The sequence below is a fragment of the Nocardioides allogilvus genome, assembly GCF_003047285.1.
Classification (GTDB): domain Bacteria; phylum Actinomycetota; class Actinomycetes; order Propionibacteriales; family Nocardioidaceae; genus Nocardioides; species Nocardioides allogilvus.
Genome location: NZ_PZYX01000013.1, coordinates 64,274 through 81,375 on the forward strand (window position 1 = coordinate 64,274; position 17,102 = coordinate 81,375).

The 17,102-nt window shown below is 71.5% G+C and carries 15 protein-coding genes; 6 read left to right on the forward strand and 9 right to left on the reverse strand.

The features are described from left to right. Positions 1 to 35 precede the first annotated feature (35 nt). Positions 36 to 1,133, forward strand: a complete 1,098-nt coding sequence (locus tag C9J87_RS16705) for a DNA glycosylase AlkZ-like family protein (RefSeq protein WP_107706094.1) — start codon at positions 36 to 38, stop codon at positions 1,131 to 1,133. Beyond that, positions 1,130 to 1,579 carry an XdhC family protein gene (locus C9J87_RS16710; RefSeq protein ID WP_107706095.1) on the forward strand — a complete coding sequence of 150 codons (450 nt, stop codon included), beginning with the start codon at positions 1,130 to 1,132 and terminating at the stop codon, positions 1,577 to 1,579. The genes C9J87_RS16705 and C9J87_RS16710 overlap by 4 nt, the downstream gene beginning before the upstream one ends. 9 nt (positions 1,580 to 1,588) lie before the next feature. Here C9J87_RS16710 and C9J87_RS16715 read toward each other — a convergent pair whose 3' ends face one another. From C9J87_RS16715 to C9J87_RS16725, 3 genes are all read right to left on the reverse strand, one after another. Then, positions 1,589 to 2,104 carry a HutD/Ves family protein gene (locus C9J87_RS16715; protein WP_107706096.1) on the reverse strand — a complete coding sequence of 172 codons (516 nt, stop codon included), beginning with the start codon at positions 2,102 to 2,104 and terminating at the stop codon, positions 1,589 to 1,591. Positions 2,105 to 2,108: 4 nt separating this feature from the next. Then, positions 2,109 to 3,971 (reverse strand): translation elongation factor 4, encoded by a 1,863-nt coding sequence (gene lepA, locus C9J87_RS16720; protein WP_036492480.1) that lies wholly within the window; start codon positions 3,969 to 3,971, stop codon positions 2,109 to 2,111. A 73-nt stretch (positions 3,972 to 4,044) separates the two neighbouring features. Next, positions 4,045 to 4,578 (reverse strand): GNAT family N-acetyltransferase, encoded by a 534-nt coding sequence (locus C9J87_RS16725; protein ID WP_036490484.1) that lies wholly within the window; start codon positions 4,576 to 4,578, stop codon positions 4,045 to 4,047. 51 nt (positions 4,579 to 4,629) lie between these two features. Between C9J87_RS16725 and C9J87_RS16730 the strand changes: the two genes are divergently transcribed. Beyond that, a complete protein-coding gene (locus C9J87_RS16730; protein WP_107706097.1) occupies positions 4,630 to 5,580 on the forward strand; it encodes a phosphotransferase in 951 nt (316 codons plus the stop codon). A 141-nt stretch (positions 5,581 to 5,721) separates the two neighbouring features. Then, positions 5,722 to 5,982 carry a 30S ribosomal protein S20 gene (gene rpsT / locus C9J87_RS16735; RefSeq protein WP_010832512.1) on the forward strand — a complete coding sequence of 87 codons (261 nt, stop codon included), beginning with the start codon at positions 5,722 to 5,724 and terminating at the stop codon, positions 5,980 to 5,982. Positions 5,983 to 6,056: 74 nt separating this feature from the next. Here rpsT and holA read toward each other — a convergent pair whose 3' ends face one another. From holA to C9J87_RS16755, 4 genes are all read right to left on the reverse strand, one after another. Next, the gene (gene holA / locus C9J87_RS16740; protein WP_107706098.1) at positions 6,057 to 7,043 is read right to left on the reverse strand and encodes a DNA polymerase III subunit delta; all 987 of its coding nucleotides are present in this window, start codon (positions 7,041 to 7,043) and stop codon (positions 6,057 to 6,059) included. A 12-nt stretch (positions 7,044 to 7,055) separates the two neighbouring features. After that, positions 7,056 to 9,323: a ComEC/Rec2 family competence protein gene (locus C9J87_RS16745; protein WP_107706099.1), complete on the reverse strand. Its 2,268-nt coding sequence runs from the start codon at positions 9,321 to 9,323 to the stop codon at positions 7,056 to 7,058. A 4-nt stretch (positions 9,324 to 9,327) separates the two neighbouring features. Continuing rightward, positions 9,328 to 10,221 (reverse strand): ComEA family DNA-binding protein, encoded by an 894-nt coding sequence (locus tag C9J87_RS16750; protein ID WP_107706100.1) that lies wholly within the window; start codon positions 10,219 to 10,221, stop codon positions 9,328 to 9,330. 112 nt (positions 10,222 to 10,333) lie between these two features. Then, entirely contained in the window at positions 10,334 to 11,194 is an 861-nt protein-coding gene (locus C9J87_RS16755; RefSeq protein ID WP_010832507.1) for a DegV family protein, read from the reverse strand. A 64-nt stretch (positions 11,195 to 11,258) separates the two neighbouring features. Between C9J87_RS16755 and C9J87_RS16760 the strand changes: the two genes are divergently transcribed. Beyond that, positions 11,259 to 12,140, forward strand: a complete 882-nt coding sequence (locus C9J87_RS16760; protein WP_157953239.1) for an XRE family transcriptional regulator — start codon at positions 11,259 to 11,261, stop codon at positions 12,138 to 12,140. 89 nt (positions 12,141 to 12,229) lie between these two features. Continuing rightward, a complete protein-coding gene (locus tag C9J87_RS16765; RefSeq protein ID WP_107706102.1) occupies positions 12,230 to 13,813 on the forward strand; it encodes a S8 family peptidase in 1,584 nt (527 codons plus the stop codon). Between the two features lie 75 nt (positions 13,814 to 13,888). Here the strand turns inward: C9J87_RS16765 and leuS are convergent, their stop codons facing one another. Together leuS and C9J87_RS16775 are read right to left on the reverse strand one after the other, a co-directional pair. Continuing rightward, a complete protein-coding gene (gene leuS, locus C9J87_RS16770; RefSeq protein WP_010832504.1) occupies positions 13,889 to 16,387 on the reverse strand; it encodes a leucine--tRNA ligase in 2,499 nt (832 codons plus the stop codon). Between the two features lie 216 nt (positions 16,388 to 16,603). After that, on the reverse strand, positions 16,604 to 16,990 hold the full coding sequence (locus C9J87_RS16775; RefSeq protein WP_010832503.1) for a DUF4870 domain-containing protein: 387 nt from the start codon (positions 16,988 to 16,990) through the stop codon (positions 16,604 to 16,606). Between the last annotated feature and the right edge of the window lie 112 nt (positions 16,991 to 17,102).

Genomic DNA, 17,102 nt, shown 5'->3' on the forward strand with positions numbered 1-17,102 from the left:
CCACTCCCGACCTCCCTTCGCCCTAGCGTGAGGGCATGGCGTTCGCACTCGACGACCTGACCGCGCTGTCGCTGGGCCGGCAGTTCCCCACCATCGCCGGGGACGTCGCCGGCCTGGTGTCGGCGACCGGCCCGGTCCAGGCCCAGACGGCGCGGTCCCCGTTCATCGGGCTCGCGGCGCGACGGCCCGGCACGACGCATGCCGAGATCACGTCGGCGTACGAGTCCGGAGAGATCGTGCGCGGCAGCACGATCCGCGGCACGGTGCACACAGCCACGCCGGAGCAGTACGCCGCGCTCGGTGCCGCGACCCGGGTCGGCCAGCGCACCCTGTGGCAGCGCATGCTCAAGCTCGAGCACGGCACCCTCGAGGAGCTGTGGTCCGCGACGGAGGAGTTCGCAGCCGAGTGGCGCACGCCCGCCGAGCTGCAGCAGCACCTGCACGACTGGCTGGTCTCGCACGAGGGGCACGACGAGGTGACCGGGCAGCAGGCGGGGCGCTACCTGGCGTTCGGCCACGGCGGCCTGGTGCGCCGCCCGGCGAAGGGCAGCTGGTCCGGCCAGGGCGCCCCCGTCTACCGGACCCTGCCCCCGGCTGTCTCGGCGACGCCGGTCGACGCCGTCGCACTGCACGTCCGCTGCCACGGGCCGGTGTCGCGGCACGACATCGCGTGGTGGTCCGGCCTCGGCCTGCGAGCCGTCGACGCCGCACTCGACGAGCTCGGGCTGGTCGGCGTCCCCGGTCCCGACGGACGGTCGTACGTCGACGTACCCTCCCCGCCGCCCGCGCGGGACCTGCCCGGCGTACGCCTGCTGCCGGAGTTCGACGCCCTGATGTGCGGCTACGACCCGTCCGCGCGAGACCGCTTCGCCGAGCCGGGACACCTGCGGAGGCTGTGGAGCCAGAACAACGGGATGGTGCTGGCGCCGCTGCTCGTCGACGGCCGGATCACCGGCTACTGGCGGGCCACGGGCTCGGCGCGGAAGCGGCCGCTCGAGGTGGTGTGGTTCGCCGGCACCCGCAAGCCGCGGCAGTCCGAGCTGTCCGAGCCGGTCGCGTCGCTGGAGGCCGCACTGGGCATCTCGGTCACCGGGGTGACGCTGACCCGCGAGGGTGTCAGTGTGGGCGCATGACTCGTGAGCAGCCGTGGTCCGACGACGGCACGACGCACGGCCGGATCCTGGTGCTGAGCGACAACCCGATCGCGAGGGCGATCGAGACCATCGGGCGCACCGTGGGCCGCGAGGTGCTGGTCGAGGGCGCCGATGACGGCGGTCCCGGCCTCGACCCCCGGCCGGGCGACGCTGTCGTGCTGTGCGACCACGACGCACCGGACGCGCCGGCCGTGCTGCGAGCCGCGCTCGCGTCGGACGCCAGCTACGTCGCGATGATGGCGAGCCGACGCCGGTCCGAGGGCCTGCTCGCCGAGCTGGTCGCCGAGGGCGTGGACGTCACCCGGTTGCACGTGCCGGCAGGCCACAACCTCGGCGGCAAGGCACCCGGCGAGATCGCGTTGTCCGTGGTGGCCGAGATCGTGGCGGAGTCCTACGACCGGCCGGGCGGTGCCATGCGCGGCTGACCGGGACAGTCACCGCTGCAGGGTGATGACGGCGAGCGTGCAGCGGCCGGACACCTCGGTCGGGCCGGCGACCAGGTCGTACGGCGCTGCGCCCTCGTCCCCGGCAGCCGCCTGTCCCTGCAGGACCAGGGCGGCCTGGTCGTCCGCGAGCGGCAGCGTCGAGCCGCGTCCGAGCTCGAGGACCGTGACGAACGGGTCGATCAGCGCCGGGTCGACGATCAGGTTCAGCGCGACCACCGGGCCCTCGGGCACGCTCGCGACGACCTCGGCAGCACCGGGGAAGGCGAACGGGCGCCGCGGCTCGACGACCTGCTCGACACCGTCGACGACGAGCCCGAGCACGACCCCGTCCACCACGGTGAGCAGCCGCGCGCGTCCCGGGAAGGACGAGAACGGTCCGTCACGCTCGATGTCGGCGAGGCTGATGCGCCACGCCCCGTCCTCGGCGACGAGCAGCTCACGCGTCGTCCCGCCGCCGTTGGCCCACGGGACGGGGGCGACCTCGCTTCGCCGTACGACGCTCATGGTCCTACTTCTTCGTCTCCGTCGGCTGCGTGGTCGACAGCGCGGCGATGAAGGCCTCCTGCGGCACCTCGACGCGGCCGACCATCTTCATCCGCTTCTTGCCTTCCTTCTGCTTCTCGAGCAGCTTGCGCTTGCGGGTGATGTCACCGCCGTAGCACTTGGCGAGCACGTCCTTGCGGATGGCGCGGATGTTCTCGCGGGCGATCACGCGGGCGCCGATGGCGGCCTGGATCGGGACCTCGAACTGCTGGCGCGGGATGAGGTCCTTGAGCTTGCCGGCCATCATCACGCCGTAGCCGTACGCCGCATCGCGGTGCACGATCGCGGAGAACGCGTCGACGGGCTCGCCCTGCAGGAGGATGTCGACCTTGACCAGGTCGGCCGCCTGCTCGCCGGCGCGTTCGTAGTCGAGCGAGGCATAGCCCTTGGTGCGCGACTTCAGCTGGTCGAAGAAGTCGAAGACGATGTCGCCCATCGGCAGTGTGTAGCGCATCTCGACGCGGTCCTCCGAGATGTAGTCCATCCCCTGCAGGTTGCCACGCTTGGCCTGGCACAGCTCCATGATCGTGCCGATGTAATCGCTGGGGCTGAGGATCGTCGCCTTGACGACCGGCTCGTGCACCTCGGCGATCTTGCCCTCAGGGTATTCGCTGGGGTTGGTGACGACGATCTTGGAGCCGTCCTCCATCAGCACTTCGTAGACCACGTTGGGTGCGGTCGAGATGAGGTCGAGGTCGAACTCACGCTCGAGCCGGTCCCGGGTGATCTCCATGTGCAGCAGCCCGAGGAAGCCGATGCGGAAGCCGAAGCCGAGCGCGCCGGAGGTCTCCGGCTCGAAGGTCAGCGCCGCGTCGTTGAGCTGGAGCCGCTCGAGGGCGTCGCGCAGGGTCGGGTAGTCGTCGCCGTCGATCGGGTAGAGGCCGGAGTAGACCATCGGGTTGGGGTGCTTGTAGCCGCCGAGTGACTCGGTCGCGCCGTGGTGCTGGCTGGTGACGGTGTCACCGACGCGCGACTGGCGGACGTCCTTCACGCCAGTGATGAGGTAGCCGACCTCGCCGACGCCCAGGTCGCCGGCCTTGACCGGCTCCGGGCTGATCACGCCGACCTCGAGCATCTCGTGCACGGCACCGGTCGACATCATCTTGATCCGGTCGCGGTGGGTGAGCTTGCCGTCGATGACGCGGACGTAGGTGACCACGCCGCGGTAGGTGTCGTAGACGGAGTCGAAGATCAGCGCGCGCGGCGGGGCGTCCGCGTTGCCGACGGGAGCCGGGGTCTGCAGCACGATCTCGTTGAGCAGGCCCTCGACGCCGACGCCGGTCTTGGCACTCACGCGAAGCACCTCGTGCGGCTCGCAGCCGACGAGGCCGGCCAGCTCGGCGGCGTACTTGTCGACCATCGCGCCCGGCAGGTCGATCTTGTTGAGCACCGGGATGATGTGGAGGTCGGCACCCATCGCGAGGTAGAGGTTGGCGAGCGTCTGCGCCTCGATGCCCTGGGCGGCGTCGACGAGCAGCACCGCGGCCTCGCACGCCTCGAGCGAGCGGGACACCTCGTAGGTGAAGTCGACGTGGCCGGGGGTGTCGATCATGTTGAGGACGTAGGTCCCCGGCACCGCACCCTCGTCGTTGTCGGCCGGCACGGTCCACGGCATGCGGACGGCCTGGCTCTTGATCGTGATCCCGCGCTCGCGCTCGATGTCCATGCGGTCGAGGTACTGCGCGCGGGCCGCGCGCGCGTCGACGACGCCCGTCAGCTGCAGCATCCGGTCGGCCAGCGTCGACTTGCCATGGTCGATGTGGGCGATGATGCAGAAGTTGCGGATGATCGCCGGATCGGTCTGGCCCGGCTTGGGCGCGTTCTTCAAGGACACAGGCGACTTTCCGGAGGGGTATGGCGAGGTCCGGCCATTCTTCCACGCACGGCAGCCCGCCCACGAACTACCGGGTCGGCACCCAGAACCTGAGCTTCACACCACGCTGGTCCTCGAACACCCCGCCGGCTGCCTCGATCACCTTGCGGGACGCCACGTTGTCGTCGTCGCAGGTGAGCAGGGCGGGATCGATGCCGAGCGCGTGCACGTGCGGGAGCACGGCGCGCAGCATGGTCGTCGCATGGCCCTGCCGGCGTGCGGAGGGGCGGACCTCGTAGCCGACATGGCCGCCGAACTCCGCCAGCCACTCGGTGAGCAGGTGCCGGCACGAGATCCGGCCGAGGTAGGTGTCGCCCTCGACCAGCCACCAGGTGCTCTGCGGCACGTGCGTGGTGGGCCGCGGCGCGTGCGGGGTCGCGTCGGCCTGCAGGTAGCCCACGAAGTCGGCGAACCCGGCCTCGTCGGCCCAGCGGTCGCCGTACAGGCTGATCCAGCGACCGATCATCGAGCCGTCGTAGGCACGACCGTCGGCCACCAGCTCCTCGACGGCCTCCAGGAAGGACGCGCGGACACGGACGTGCGGCTCGATGAGTTCGGGCATGGACCGATTATCCGATTCACGTCGAGTCCAATTCTTCGGGAGGATGGCGCCATGTCGTCTGCGCCCGGTCCCTACCCCGCCCCCGTCGGCCAGACCGCCCGCCGGTTGGAGTGGTCGTTCCTGCCGCCCAACCTGCGCGCCTTCATCGAGCGCAAGTGCGGCTCCCCCGTGGTCGAGGCGATCTCCCAGACGTCCGGCTTCACGCCGGGCTTCGCCAGCGTGCTGGTGTGCGCGGACGGCTCGCGCCACTTCGTGAAGGCCGCCTCGGTCAAGGCCCAGCGACTCTTCGCCGACTCCTACCGCGAGGAGGCGCGCAAGCTCGCGGCCCTTCCTCCCGGCGTGCCCAGCCCGCGGCTGCTCTGGCACCTCGACGACGACTGGGTCGCGCTCGGCATCGAGTACGTCGAGGGGCGCGCACCGCACCGGCCCTGGCGCTCGGAGGACCTCGAGTCCGCCCTCGACGCCCTCGAGGTCGTCGCCGACCGGCTCACGCCGCCCCCGGCCGGACTGGTGCTGGACAGCGCCGAGGACGACTTCAAGCCCCTCGTCGCCATGTGGGACCACGTCGTGGCGACCCGGCCCGACCTGCCCCACGCCGAGGAGGCGGCGGCGCTCGCGGCCGGCTACGCCGAGGTGGTCGGGGGCGACACGCTCGTCCACACCGACATCCGCGACGACAACCTGCTCCTCGACGCCGAGGGGAAGGTGTGGATCTGCGACTGGAACTGGCCGATCGTCGGGGCCGCGTGGATCGACACCCTCTTCACCCTGGTCGGCCCGCGCGGCGACGGCCTCGACGTGGAGTCGGTGCTGGCCGCTCGCTCGCTGACACGCGACGTACCGGCCGAATCGATCGACCGCGTCCTGGCGCTCCTCACGGGCTACTTCCTCAAGTCCGCCGATGACCCGGTGCCGCCCACCTCACCGTTCATGCGCGACCACCAGCGCTGGCAGGGCGAGGTCTGCTGGCACTGGCTGTGCGAGCGCCGGGGCTGGGCGTGAGTCGTCATCGACTCGATTTGGGTGGTCGGGCGCCTCGGCAGTAGTCTTTCTCCTTGCATGTCCGGCGCCCAGCCCTGTCAAGGGTTTGTCGGCAGCCGACACACAGACTTTCCCTGACCAGCAACGAGCAAAGGTTCTCCTGTGGCCAACATCAAGTCCCAGATCAAGCGCAACAAGCAGAACGAGAAGGCGCGCGAGCGCAACAAGGCCGTGAAGACGGGCCTGAAGACCGCGGTGCGCAAGTTCCGCGAGGCCGTCGCCGCGGGCGACAAGGACACCGCCGTCGTCGCGGGCCGTGACGCCGCCAAGAAGCTGGACAAGGCCGCCTCCAAGGGCGTCATCCACAAGAACCAGGCTGCGAACCGCAAGTCGTCGATCGCGAAGCAGTCCGCCGCTCTCTGATCTTCTGACTCGTTCGCCCCGTCGCACTGCGGCGGGGCGTTCGTGCATTTTCAGTGCGCCGCGCGCGGAGCGGGTCAGCGCTTGCTGCGCAGGTCGGCGACGGTGAGCACCAACCGCTCGAGGGTGTACGCCGCGTCGTGGGCCTGGCCCTTGATGTCGGCGTCCGCCACTGCGACCGCACGGACCGCGGCCGAGATCCCGTCGGGGGTCCACGCGCGGGACTGGTCACGGACCTGCCGGACCTTCCACGGGGGCACGCCCAGGTCACGGGCGAGGTCGCCCTCGCGCTGGCCGTTGGGGGCACCGAGGAACCGGGCGATGCTGCGCGCCGAGCCGGCCATCGCCGAGGTGACCAGCACGGAGGCGGTGCCGCCGTCCATCGCCCAGCGCAGCGCCTCGAGCGCCTGGGCCTTGCGGCCGGCGAACGCGGCGTCGGCCACCGCGAAGGACTTGGCTTCGGCGCGGCCGCCGAAGTAGCGCTGGACCTTGTCGACGGTGAGCTGCTCGCCGGGGAAGTCGTTGGTCAGCTGGTGGGCCGCAGCGGCGAGCGAGCGCAGGTCGCCCCCGACCGCCGTCACCAGGAAGGCCGCGGCGTCGCCGGCGATCTTCGCGCCGTGACCGGCCACCTCGGCGCTCACGAAGCTCGTCAGGTCGGAGGCCTTGATCTCCTGCGACTTCACCTCGGTGACCGACGCGAGCTTGCGCAGCTTGGTCAGCAGGCCGCTGCCGCGCGGCCCGCCGCCGTGCACCAGCACCAGCGCGATGTCCTCGGCCGGCGCTGCGCCGTAGGAGAGGATCCCGTCGTAGCAGTCGTCGGGCAGCCCCTCGAGACCGCGCACGATGACGCAGCGGGTCGAGGAGAACAGCGACGGGGCAGCCATCTCCCCCAGGCTCGCCAGCGTCAGGTCGGAGGCCTCGGAGTCGGCGATCTCGGCCTCGGTGTCGAAGGTCTTCACGGCCGCCCGCACACCGGCGACGGTGCGCTCGCTGAGGAACTCCTCCTTGCCGGTGACGAGGATGATCCGGCCGAGGACCTGCGCTGCGGTGGGGGTGGAAGCCATGGTGGGGCAACCCTAGCCGCGACCGCGGACAGCGATCCCGTCGTCCGTCGCGAGCACCAGCACGTCGCCGTCGAGATCCGTGCGGCGGACGACCGCACCGGTCTGGGTCAGCGCCGTCACCACGCCCGGATCGGGGTGGCCGTAGTCGTTGTCGGCGCCCACCGAGACCAGCGCCAGCCGAGCCCGGAGCCCGGTGAGGAAGTCGAGGTCCTGGTGCCGGCTGCCGTGGTGCGGCACCTTCAGCACGTCGACGGCCAGGTCGGGGAGGGTACGGCGCAGCGCGAGCTGTCCCGGAGGCTCGATGTCGCCCGTGAGCAGGATGCGCACGCCGCCGACCTGCGCCAGCAGCACCACGCTGGCGTCGTTGGCCGCACTGCCGTCACCGACGCCGGCGGTGGGCGCGCCCGGCAGCGGCCACAGTGTCTGCAGCCTCACCGCCCCCACCTCACGGGTGAGGCCGTAGGCCGCGACCACCGGCGGCGCAGCCAGGGTGCGCCCGACGGCAGCGGCACCCTGGGGCGGGTCGACCATCGAGGTCACGTCGACCTCGCCGACCGTGCGGTCCTCCAGCACCCCGGACAACCCGTCGACGTGGTCGGCGTGGAAGTGCGTGAGCACCACGAGCGGCACGTGCGTGATCTCGAGCCGGTCGAGGCAGCGATCGATGAGCTCCGGGTCCGGACCGGCGTCGACGACCACTCCCGCTCCCGCCCCGGCGTTGAGCACCAGGGCGTCGCCCTGGCCGACGTCGCACATGGCCAGCACCCAGCCGGCGGTCGGCCAGCCCGGGGTCGGTGGCCGCGTCAGCACCGTCACGACCAGCAGCACCGAGCAACCGACCCCCGTGACCGGCGATCTCAGCAGGCGCGGTGCGGACACGACCACGGCGACGCACCCGAGCGTGACGACCGCCAGCGCCACCGGACCGGTCCCCCACTCGACGGCCGCCGTCGGCAGGGCCGCTCCACGCTGGGCCACCACCACGATCCACGACACGGACCAGGCCGCGGGAGCGGCCACCACCTGCCCGAGCGGGGTCCACAGGAGGCCCACGAGCCCGCCCGCCAGGCCGAGGACCGTCGCGGGCGCGACCGCCGGCGCGGCCAGCAGGTTGGCGATCACCGCGACCAGGCTGATCTGTCCCGAGATCGCCGTGACGACGGGGGTGCACGCGACCTGGGCCGCCAGCGGCACCGAGACCGCCTCCGCCACCCAGCGGGGCAGCCAGCGGGTCATGGCGTCTCGCCACGTCGGCGCCAGGAACAGGATCCCGCCGGTCGCCAGCACCGACAGCGCGAACCCGGCGGTCACCGCCAGCCCCGGATCGACGAGCAGCAGCGCGAACACGGCGGCGCCCAGGCACCGCGTGCCGCGCTCGCGGCCGTTGCTCCCCATGCCGATCAACGCCACCGTGCCCATCGCCGCCGCCCTGACCACGCTGGGCTCGGTCCGCGCGATCAGCACGAAGCCGACGATGCCGAGAGCCGCGAGGGCGTAGGTCCACCGGCCCCGCACACCGCACCACCGCCCGACGATCAGCAGGAAGCCCACGAGCAACGTCAGGTTGGTGCCGGAGACCGCGAGCAGGTGGGTCAGCCCGGTGGTGCGGAAGTCCTCGGCCAGCGCCGGATCCAGGCCGCTGTCGTCGCCCACCACCAGCGACGGCACCAGCTCGCGCGCGTGCTCGCCCCGCGGCGCCACGGACTCGCGGATCGAGGTGCGAACGGCGGCCGCCGCCCGCCACCAGGCGTCGGGCCCGGACTCCACGACAGGTGGCCCGCGCACCGACAGGACGCCCAGCACCGCCGCACCATGGCCGTCGTCGGGCGCCAGCCGGCCCGACACCCGCACCTCCGAGCCGAGGCGCACCGCCAGCCATGCGTCGTCGGCCAGCAGCACCACCGGCGCCCTCAGGGAGTACGTCGCCCCGCGGCCGGTCACGTGCGTGAGCGTCCCCCGGACCACCACGAGATCGCCGAACCGCCCGGCCACGGCGCGCGGGTCGCTCGTGATCGAGACCCGCGCGGACACGACCGCGCGCTGCGCCACCAGGTCGGCCACCGGGCCGGTCCCGAAGGGCGCCACCCGCAGCGTCGCCACGGCGACGACGGCCAGGGCTGCGATCGCGCACGCCAGCGCCGGCCAGGACCGGGCGCAGGCGGCCACCCCGAGCGCCAGCAGGGCCAGCGCGAGGCTCAGCCAGGCGGGCAGTCCCGCGGCAGCCAGTCCTCCCGACCAGGCGCCGACCCCCAGCAACGGCAGCCGAAGGTCTCGCACCACCTCCTCAGATCGTCACGTGCGGGGCGATCTCGGCCAGGGTCGCGTCACCGATGCCGTCCACCTCGAGCAGCTCCTCCACCGCGGTGAAGCCGCCGTGCTCGGTGCGCCACGACACGATCGCCCCGGCCGTCACCGGCCCCACCCCGGGCAGCGTCTCCAGCGTCACGGGGTCGGCGGTGTTGAGGTTGACCAGCGGCCCCGTCTGCCCGGGACCGGGTGTCGCCCCCAACGAGCCGACCACGCCCGCCGGGACCGGCAGTCCGACGAGGATCTGCTCCCCGTCCACCAGCGGTCGGGCCAGGTTGAGCGAGGCAAGGTCGACGCCTCGCCGTGCCCCACCGGCGGCCTCCACCGCGTCGACCACCCGCGAGCCCGGCGGCAGCACAGCGATGCCGGGGCTGCGCACCTTGCCGGCCACGTCCACGGTCACCTCGGCCGGCCCGGTCGCCGTCCCCGTCGCCGTCCCGGTGGCCGGCCCCGGTGGGATCGACGCCGGCGATCCGGGCGGGACCGGGGACGTGCTCACGAGCGGCTCGCTGACCGGAGCCAGCGCCGGCACCGGTTCGGGATCGGAGCGAACGGCCAGCCACGATGCCACCGCGACGGCCACCGCGACCACGATCGAGATGACCGCGACGTGGGCGCCCGTGAGGTGGAGCCGCGACACCAGGCCGTGGACCGGACCCCGGGAGGAGTGCCGCCCCGGGACGGGGACCAGGGGCACCTCGCCGAGGTCCGGCGGCGGCTCCGGGTGCAGGCCGCGCAGCTGGGTGTGGCGGTGAGCGACCGGCGGGTCGCGGCGGACCGCCGCGAGCTCGGCACTGAGCGTGGCGAGGCGGCGCGACACGGCCTCGGCGTGCTCGTCGCTGGTGGTGCTCCGCGGGTGGAGTGGGCGCATGCGACGAACCTAGGAAGCAGCGCCGCTGCTCGCCACCTGCCCGACGTCAGCCTGTGGACAACCCCGGCTCAGGACCCGTCATCCACAGGTCCAGCCGCATGAGTGGCCCGTCTCAACCCAGTCGCGGGGCCACGCACACCGCGACCATGCCGGGGCCGACGTGCGCACCGAGCACAGCGCCGAGCTCGCCGCACCAGATCTCGCGGCCCTCGAGGTTGTCGACCAGCCGGTCGGCCAGCTTCGAGGCCAGCTGCTCGGCACGCTCGGCGTTCGCGAGGTGGGCGACGTAGACGTCCACCGGCTCCTCCCCCGCTGCCTCGACCGCGAGGTCCTCCAAGCGCGCGAGCGCACGAGCGCCGGTGCGCACGCGCTCCAGGTTGGCGACCTTGCCGTCGGTGATGCTCAGCAGCGGCTTGACCGACAACGCGCCACCGAGGATCGCCGCGGCGGCCCCGATCCGGCCGCCCCGGCGGAGGTACTCGAGGGTGTCGACGTAGAACAACGAGGTCGCCGAGGCTGCACGCTCGCGAGCCGCCTGTGCCGCCTCGGACGCGGACCCACCGGCGTCGACGGTGTCCGCAGCGGACAGGGCGGCGTAGCCGGTGGCGGCTCCGACCTGGCGGCTGTCCACGCACGTCACGGGCACCGAGACCTGGGCGGACGCCAGCTGGGCCGACTCGAAGGTGCCGCTCATGTCGCCGGAGATGTGGACCGAGACGATCTCGTCCGCGCCCTCCCGCGCCAGTCGCTCGTAGACCTCGGCCATCGACGCCGGGTTGGGCCGCGACGTGCTGACGGGCACGAAGTCGGCGAGCGCCTGCGCCACGACGTCCGGGGTCGCGCCGTCGGCGCCCTCGTCGAGGACCTGGGCGCCGATCACGACCTGCAGGGGCACCACGACGATCCCCCGCGCGGCCGCCAGCTCGGGCGGGATGCTCGCGGTGGAGTCGGTGACGATCACGGTGCCGGACACAACGCAGAGGCTAGTGGGTCCGAGATGGTTGCCGTGTGCACCGACAGCCGGTTTGATGTGGGGGATGTCCGATGCTATCGGGAGCTTCGCTGACGAACTGCGCCTTGCCATCGACCGCCGTGGCCTGGGGCTCGAGCGGATCCGCGACCACCTCGACCAACGCGGCGTCTCGGTGAGCGTCGCCACGTTGAGCTATTGGCAGTCCGGTCGCAGCCTGCCGGGACGCAAGGCCTCGATCGCCGCCATCTCCCACCTCGAGGACGTGCTCGCCCTCGAGCGCGGCCACCTGCGCCGTACCCTCCCGCTCACGCGCGAACGACCCCGGCGCTGCGTCGTGCGCGACCTCGACGACCTGTGGCCGGACCCGGGCCATGCGGAGGTGCTGCACCGCCTCGACACCCGGTGGGACGCCGAGCTGGACCGGGTGACCCTGCACGACGTGCTCCGCCTCGGCGCAGATCGGCGCCAGCACAGCCTGACCGTCCGACAGGTGATGCGGGCCCGGTCCGACGGCCCCGACCGGCGCGTGGTGATGCACTGCCAGGACGACATCTCGGTCGGGCTGCCCGAGTTCCGGGCGATCCAGGGATGCGAGCTCGGGCGGGTCGAGCGCAGCGTCGAGCACGGCGTCGCCGGCGCCGAGCTGCTCTTCCACCGGCCACTGGCGCGCGGCGAGACGGTCGTCGTGGAGTACGAGTTCGTGGCGCTGGACGTCGGTCCACTCGAGTCGGAGTACACCCGCCGGCTGCGGATGCCGATGCGCGAATACCTCCTCCAGGTCGAGTTCCACCCCGATGCGCTCCCCGCGACGGCGATCGCCTTCACCGACGACCACGAGTCGGTGATCGACCTCGATCCGTCGCACCGAGGACACCTCGCCCACACCGACGCCACCCCCGGAACGACCGGCATCAGGTGGACCTGGGACGACGTCAACAACGGCTGAGTTAACTGTTAACGAACGCTCTGCCCTTGCCGGGACGGGTGGTTGTTGCGCAAGGTCAGCGACGTCCATCTGTCTCGGAAGGAAACCCAATGCTCATCCCCACACCCCCCAGGCTCGGCACCTCCGCCGTCGCCGCCCTCCTCGGCACCGCCCTCGTCTTCGCCCCCGGCACCGCTGGCGCGAACGACGAACCCGCACCGCAGCAGGCGCCCTCCGCCACCCAGTCCGACGATGGCCGCGCGCCGGTGATCGGCAACGCCGCCGACGGTCGCTACATCGTCGTCCTCGACAAGGGCGCCGGCCCCCGCAGCCTGTCGGCAGTGAAGTCCGATGCCCGCGCGAACGGCGCCCAGGTGACCCACACCTACAGCACCGTGCTCGACGGCTTCGCCGCCAAGCTCTCCCCCCGGGCCCTGCGCGGGATCCGCAACAACCCCCACGTCGCCTACGTCGAGGCCGACGCCCCGGTGCAGCTGAGCGACACCCAGTCACCCGCGACCTGGGGTCTCGACCGGATCGACCAGCGCGACCTCCCGCTGAACAACTCCTACACCTACACCCAGTCCGGCGCCGGCGTCACGGCGTACGTCATCGACACCGGCATCCGCACCACCCACGCCGAGTTCAGCGGCCGGGCGGTCTCGGGCTACAGCGCGATCGCGGACGGTCGCGGCACCGACGACTGCAACGGCCACGGCACGCACGTCGCCGGCACGGTCGGCGGTGAGACGTACGGCGTCGCGCAGGACGTGCGCCTGGTCGCGGTCCGCGTCCTCGACTGCAACGGCTCGGGCTCCAACTCCGGCGTCATCGCCGGCGTGGACTGGGTGACGCAGAACCACGCGGCCGGCGCCCCGGCCGTGGCCAACATGAGCCTCGGCGGCGGCGTCTCCTCGGCCCTCGACACCGCGGTCTCCAACTCGATCTCGGACGGCGTGAGCTACGCGCTGGCGGCGGGCAACGACTCCGGCGCCAACGCGTGCAACGGCTCCCCGGGACGCGTCGCGGCGGGCCTGACCATCGGTTCGACGACGAACACCGACGCCCGCTCGAGCTTCAGCAACATCGGCTCCTGCCTCGACATGTTCGCGCCCGGTTCGAGCATCACCTCGGCGTGGATCACCAACGACACCTCGACCAACACGATCAGCGGCACCTCGATGGCCACCCCGCACGTCGCGGGCGCGGCAGCGCTCTACCTGCAGGCCAACCCGTCGGCAACGCCGGCCACGGTGAGCAACGCGCTGATCTCCGCCTCGACGCCCAACAAGGTCACCAACGCCGGTACCGGTTCCCCCAACCGCCTGCTCTACATGGGCACCGGCACCACCCCGACGCCGACTCCGGACCCGCAGCCGACCGGCTGTGACGCCATGCCCGAGAAGGAGACCGGCTCGCTGACCAGCGGCGGCGTCGCCTACCACCCCGGTGCGAACGACTACTACTACTCGGCGGCGGGCACCCACGTGGGCTGCCTGTCCGGTCCGGCCAGCGCTGACTTCGACCTCTACCTGGAGCGCTGGAACGGTTCGTCGTGGGTGACGGTCGCGCAGAGCATCAGCTCGACGTCCGAGGAGAAGATCACCTACAACGCCACCGCGGGCTACTACTCGTGGCGCGTTGAGTCCTACTCGGGCTCCGGCAGCTACACGTTCGGGCTCGACCGCCCCTGATCACCCGGTAGCCCCCGCAACCGCTTCGTCGGACGTCCGCGTGACGTCCGACGGAGCGGTTTTGTGTGCGTGGGCTCAGACGACGATGTTGACCAGCTTGGGCGCGCGGACGACGACCTTGCGGATGGGGCGGCCGTCGATCGCGCGCACGACTGCCTCGTCGGCCAGCGCAGCGGCCTCCAGGTCGGCCTCGGAGATGTCGGGCGAGACCTCCAGGCGGCCGCGGACCTTGCCCTGGATCTGGACCACCGCCGTCACCGAGTCCTCGACCAGCAGCGCCTCGTCGACGACGGGCCACCCGGCACGGGCCACCGTCGGCTCGTGACCCAGGCGTTCCCACATCTCCTCGGCGACGTACGGCGCCACCAGCGACAGCAGGATCGCGACCGCCTCGACGGCCTCACGCACGGCCGGGTCGGCAGGACCGCAGCCGGAGTCGATCGCCTTGCGGGTGGCGTTGACCAGCTCCATGGTGCGCGCGACCATCACGTTGAAGCGGTGGACCTCGACCAGGTTGGCGGCCTCGTGCACCGTCTTGTGGGTCAGCTTGCGCAGGGTGGTGTCGCCGTCCGCCGGGGACGTCCCCGGCGCAGACGTCACGTCGCCGCTCAGTCGCCAGGCGCGCTGCAGGAACTTCAGCGCACCGCTCGGCGAGACATCGGCCCAGTCGATGTTGTCCTCGGGCGGGCTCGCGAAGACCAGCGTCAGGCGCACCGCGTCGACGCCGAACTCCTCCAGCTGCCCTCCCAGGTTGACGCCGTTGCCCAGCGACTTGCTCATCTTGCGGCCGTTGTTGATGACCTTGCCCTGGGAGAGGTAGGCCGAGAAGGGCTCGCCGAAGCTCAGCAGCCCCATGTCGCGCAGGGCCTTGGTGAAGAAGCGGGCGTACAGCAGGTGCAGCACCGCGTGCTCGTCGCCGCCGATGTAGATGTCGCACGGGCCCCACAGGTTGACCAGGTCGGAGTCGAACGCCTGGGTGTGGTCGTGCGGCGAGCAGTAGCGCAGGAAGTACCACGACGAGTCGACGAACGTGTCCATCGTGTCGGTGTCCCGCTTGGCCGGCCCACCGCACGTCGGGCAGGCGACGTTGACCCACTCGTCGGCCCCGCCCAGCGGCGAGACGCCCTTGGGCTTCAAGTCGGCACCGCGCAGCGCGGGCAGCTCGACGGGCAGCTGGTCGTCCGGTACGGCGACCTCGCCGTCGACCGGGCAGTGGATGATCGGGATCGGCGCACCCCAATAGCGCTGGCGCGACAGCAGCCAGTCGCGCAGGCGGAAGTTCACGGTCCCGCGACCCAGCCCCTGCTCCTCCAGGAAGGCGATCGTCGTGGCCTTGGCCTCGGCGACCGGCAGCCCGTTGATGTCGAGCGGGGCGTCCGTGCCGGGGGCGGGCGAGTTGATCGCCGGACCCTCGCCGTGGAACGCGTCGCCCTCGAAGTCGGCCGGCGGCTCGGTGGTGCGGATGATCGGCAGGCCCATGACCGTGGCGAACTCGAAGTCACGCTGGTCGCCGCCCGGTACGCCCATGACCGCGCCGGTGCCGTAGTCGGCCAGCACGTAGTCGGTGGCCCACACGGGGATCTGCTCGCCGGTGACCGGGTTGGTCGCGGTGACGCCCAGGTCGACGCCGGTCTTGGGACGGTCGGTCGAGAGCCGCTCGATCTCCGTCTCCTTGCGGATCTCCTCGCGGTAGGCCTCGAAGGCGGCCCGGTTGTCGTCGATCACCAGCTCGGCGGCCAGCGGGGCGTCCACGGCCACCACCATGAACGTGGTCCCGAAGATCGTGTCGGGTCTCGTCGTGTAGACCGTGACGGGCTCCTCGCGACCGGCGATCCGGAAGTCGACGTGCGCGCCCTCGGAGCGGCCGATCCAGTTGCGCTGGGCGTTGACGACCTTGTCCGACCAGGTCTCCTGCAGGTCGTCCAGCGAGTCCAGCAGCTCCTGGGCGTAGGCCGTGGTGCGGAAGTACCACTGCGTCAGCTCGCGCTTGGTGACCTCGGCGCCACAGCGCTCGCAGGCGCCGTCGACGACCTGCTCGTTGGCCAGCACGGTCTGGTCGTTGGGGCACCAGTTCACCGGCGAGTTCTTCCGGTAGGCCAGGCCCTGCTCCTTCAGACGCAGGAACAGCCACTGCGTCCAGCGGTAGTACTCCGGGTCGGAGGTGTTGAACCGGCGCGACCAGTCGAAGCTGACGGCGTACTTCTTGAACGACTCCAGCTGGGTGTCGATGTTGCCGTAGGTGTAGTCGGCCGGGTGGGCGTCGTTCCTGATCGCGGCGTTCTCCGCGGGCAGGCCGAAGGAGTCCCAGCCCATGGGGTTGAGGACCTCGTAGCCCTTCTGCCACCAGTAGCGCGCCAGCACGTCGTGCAGGGCCGTGACCTCGGCGTGACCCATGTGCAGGTCACCGCTCGGGTAGGGGAACATCGTCAGGGCGTAGCGCTTCTCGCGCTGGCCGGAGCGGACGACGTCGTCGTCGGCACGGAAGGGCTCGAGCTTGTCCCAGACCGGCTGCCACTTCGCCTGGACCGCCTCGACGTCGTACGTCGCCGCCTGGTCGTCGTGTGTCTCGCTCATGTGCCTACCGCCCTCGTGTGTTCCGGTTGCTGCTCGTGACATGAAAAAACCCCTCGCATGGAGGGGTAGCCGCGTGACGTTCCTGGGTGACAGGGAGTCAGCGCGGCTGGCCAAGAAGCAGGACCTGCGTGCTCATGGGGCCATGTTAGCCCCGAAAGGACGCCGACGACGACCCGGTTGGAGCCGGGTCGCCGCCGTGGACGTTCGAGGACTGGATCAGTGCACGAAGCTCGGCGTGAGCGGCGGGCTCCACCACTCGCCGTTGTTGGCCTTGATCGCACCGAGGAGGTGCAGCACGAAGGCGAACACCAGCGCCACCGCGAAGGTGACGAAGCCGATCAGCACGAACATCAGCGGGATCGAGATCAGCAGCACGATGCCGGTGATGATCTGGACGTTGAGCGAGTTGGCGGCGTGCGCACGCACGAACGGGCCGCGGTCCTTGTAGATCAGGTAGATCACCAGCGACCCGACGAAGCCGAGGAGACCGGCCGAGAGCACCATCGCGACCAGCGGGACGCCGTGCGCGATCGCGCCCATCGTCCGCTCCTGACCGGGCGAGATCGACTGCGGCTGCTGGGCATAGGGATTGGGTTGACTCATCTGGACCTCCTTGTGGTCTGTGGCCAACTCAACCACGGCGCCCGCCGTTTTCCATCCCGCTTCGGGGGTGCGTCAGGGTCGCCTCAGGGAGGAATTCGGGTCGACCCTCCAA

What these genes read in the sequence shown, in the direction of transcription:
- C9J87_RS16765 (WP_107706102.1), top strand. Translation starts at nt 12,230, where the DNA reads ATGCTCATCCCCACACCCCCCAGGCTCGGCACCTCCGCCGTCGCCGCC.
- C9J87_RS16710 (WP_107706095.1), top strand. Translation starts at nt 1,130, where the DNA reads ATGACTCGTGAGCAGCCGTGGTCCGACGACGGCACGACGCACGGCCGG.
- leuS (WP_010832504.1), bottom strand. Translation starts at nt 16,387, where the DNA reads ATGAGCGAGACACACGACGACCAGGCGGCGACGTACGACGTCGAGGCG.
- C9J87_RS16760 (WP_157953239.1), top strand. Translation starts at nt 11,259, where the DNA reads ATGTCCGATGCTATCGGGAGCTTCGCTGACGAACTGCGCCTTGCCATC.
- holA (WP_107706098.1), bottom strand. Translation starts at nt 7,043, where the DNA reads ATGGCTTCCACCCCCACCGCAGCGCAGGTCCTCGGCCGGATCATCCTC.
- C9J87_RS16730 (WP_107706097.1), top strand. Translation starts at nt 4,630, where the DNA reads ATGTCGTCTGCGCCCGGTCCCTACCCCGCCCCCGTCGGCCAGACCGCC.
- C9J87_RS16715 (WP_107706096.1), bottom strand. Translation starts at nt 2,104, where the DNA reads ATGAGCGTCGTACGGCGAAGCGAGGTCGCCCCCGTCCCGTGGGCCAAC.
- C9J87_RS16725 (WP_036490484.1), bottom strand. Translation starts at nt 4,578, where the DNA reads ATGCCCGAACTCATCGAGCCGCACGTCCGTGTCCGCGCGTCCTTCCTG.
- C9J87_RS16750 (WP_107706100.1), bottom strand. Translation starts at nt 10,221, where the DNA reads ATGCGCCCACTCCACCCGCGGAGCACCACCAGCGACGAGCACGCCGAG.
- C9J87_RS16775 (WP_010832503.1), bottom strand. Translation starts at nt 16,990, where the DNA reads ATGAGTCAACCCAATCCCTATGCCCAGCAGCCGCAGTCGATCTCGCCC.
- C9J87_RS16705 (WP_107706094.1), top strand. Translation starts at nt 36, where the DNA reads ATGGCGTTCGCACTCGACGACCTGACCGCGCTGTCGCTGGGCCGGCAG.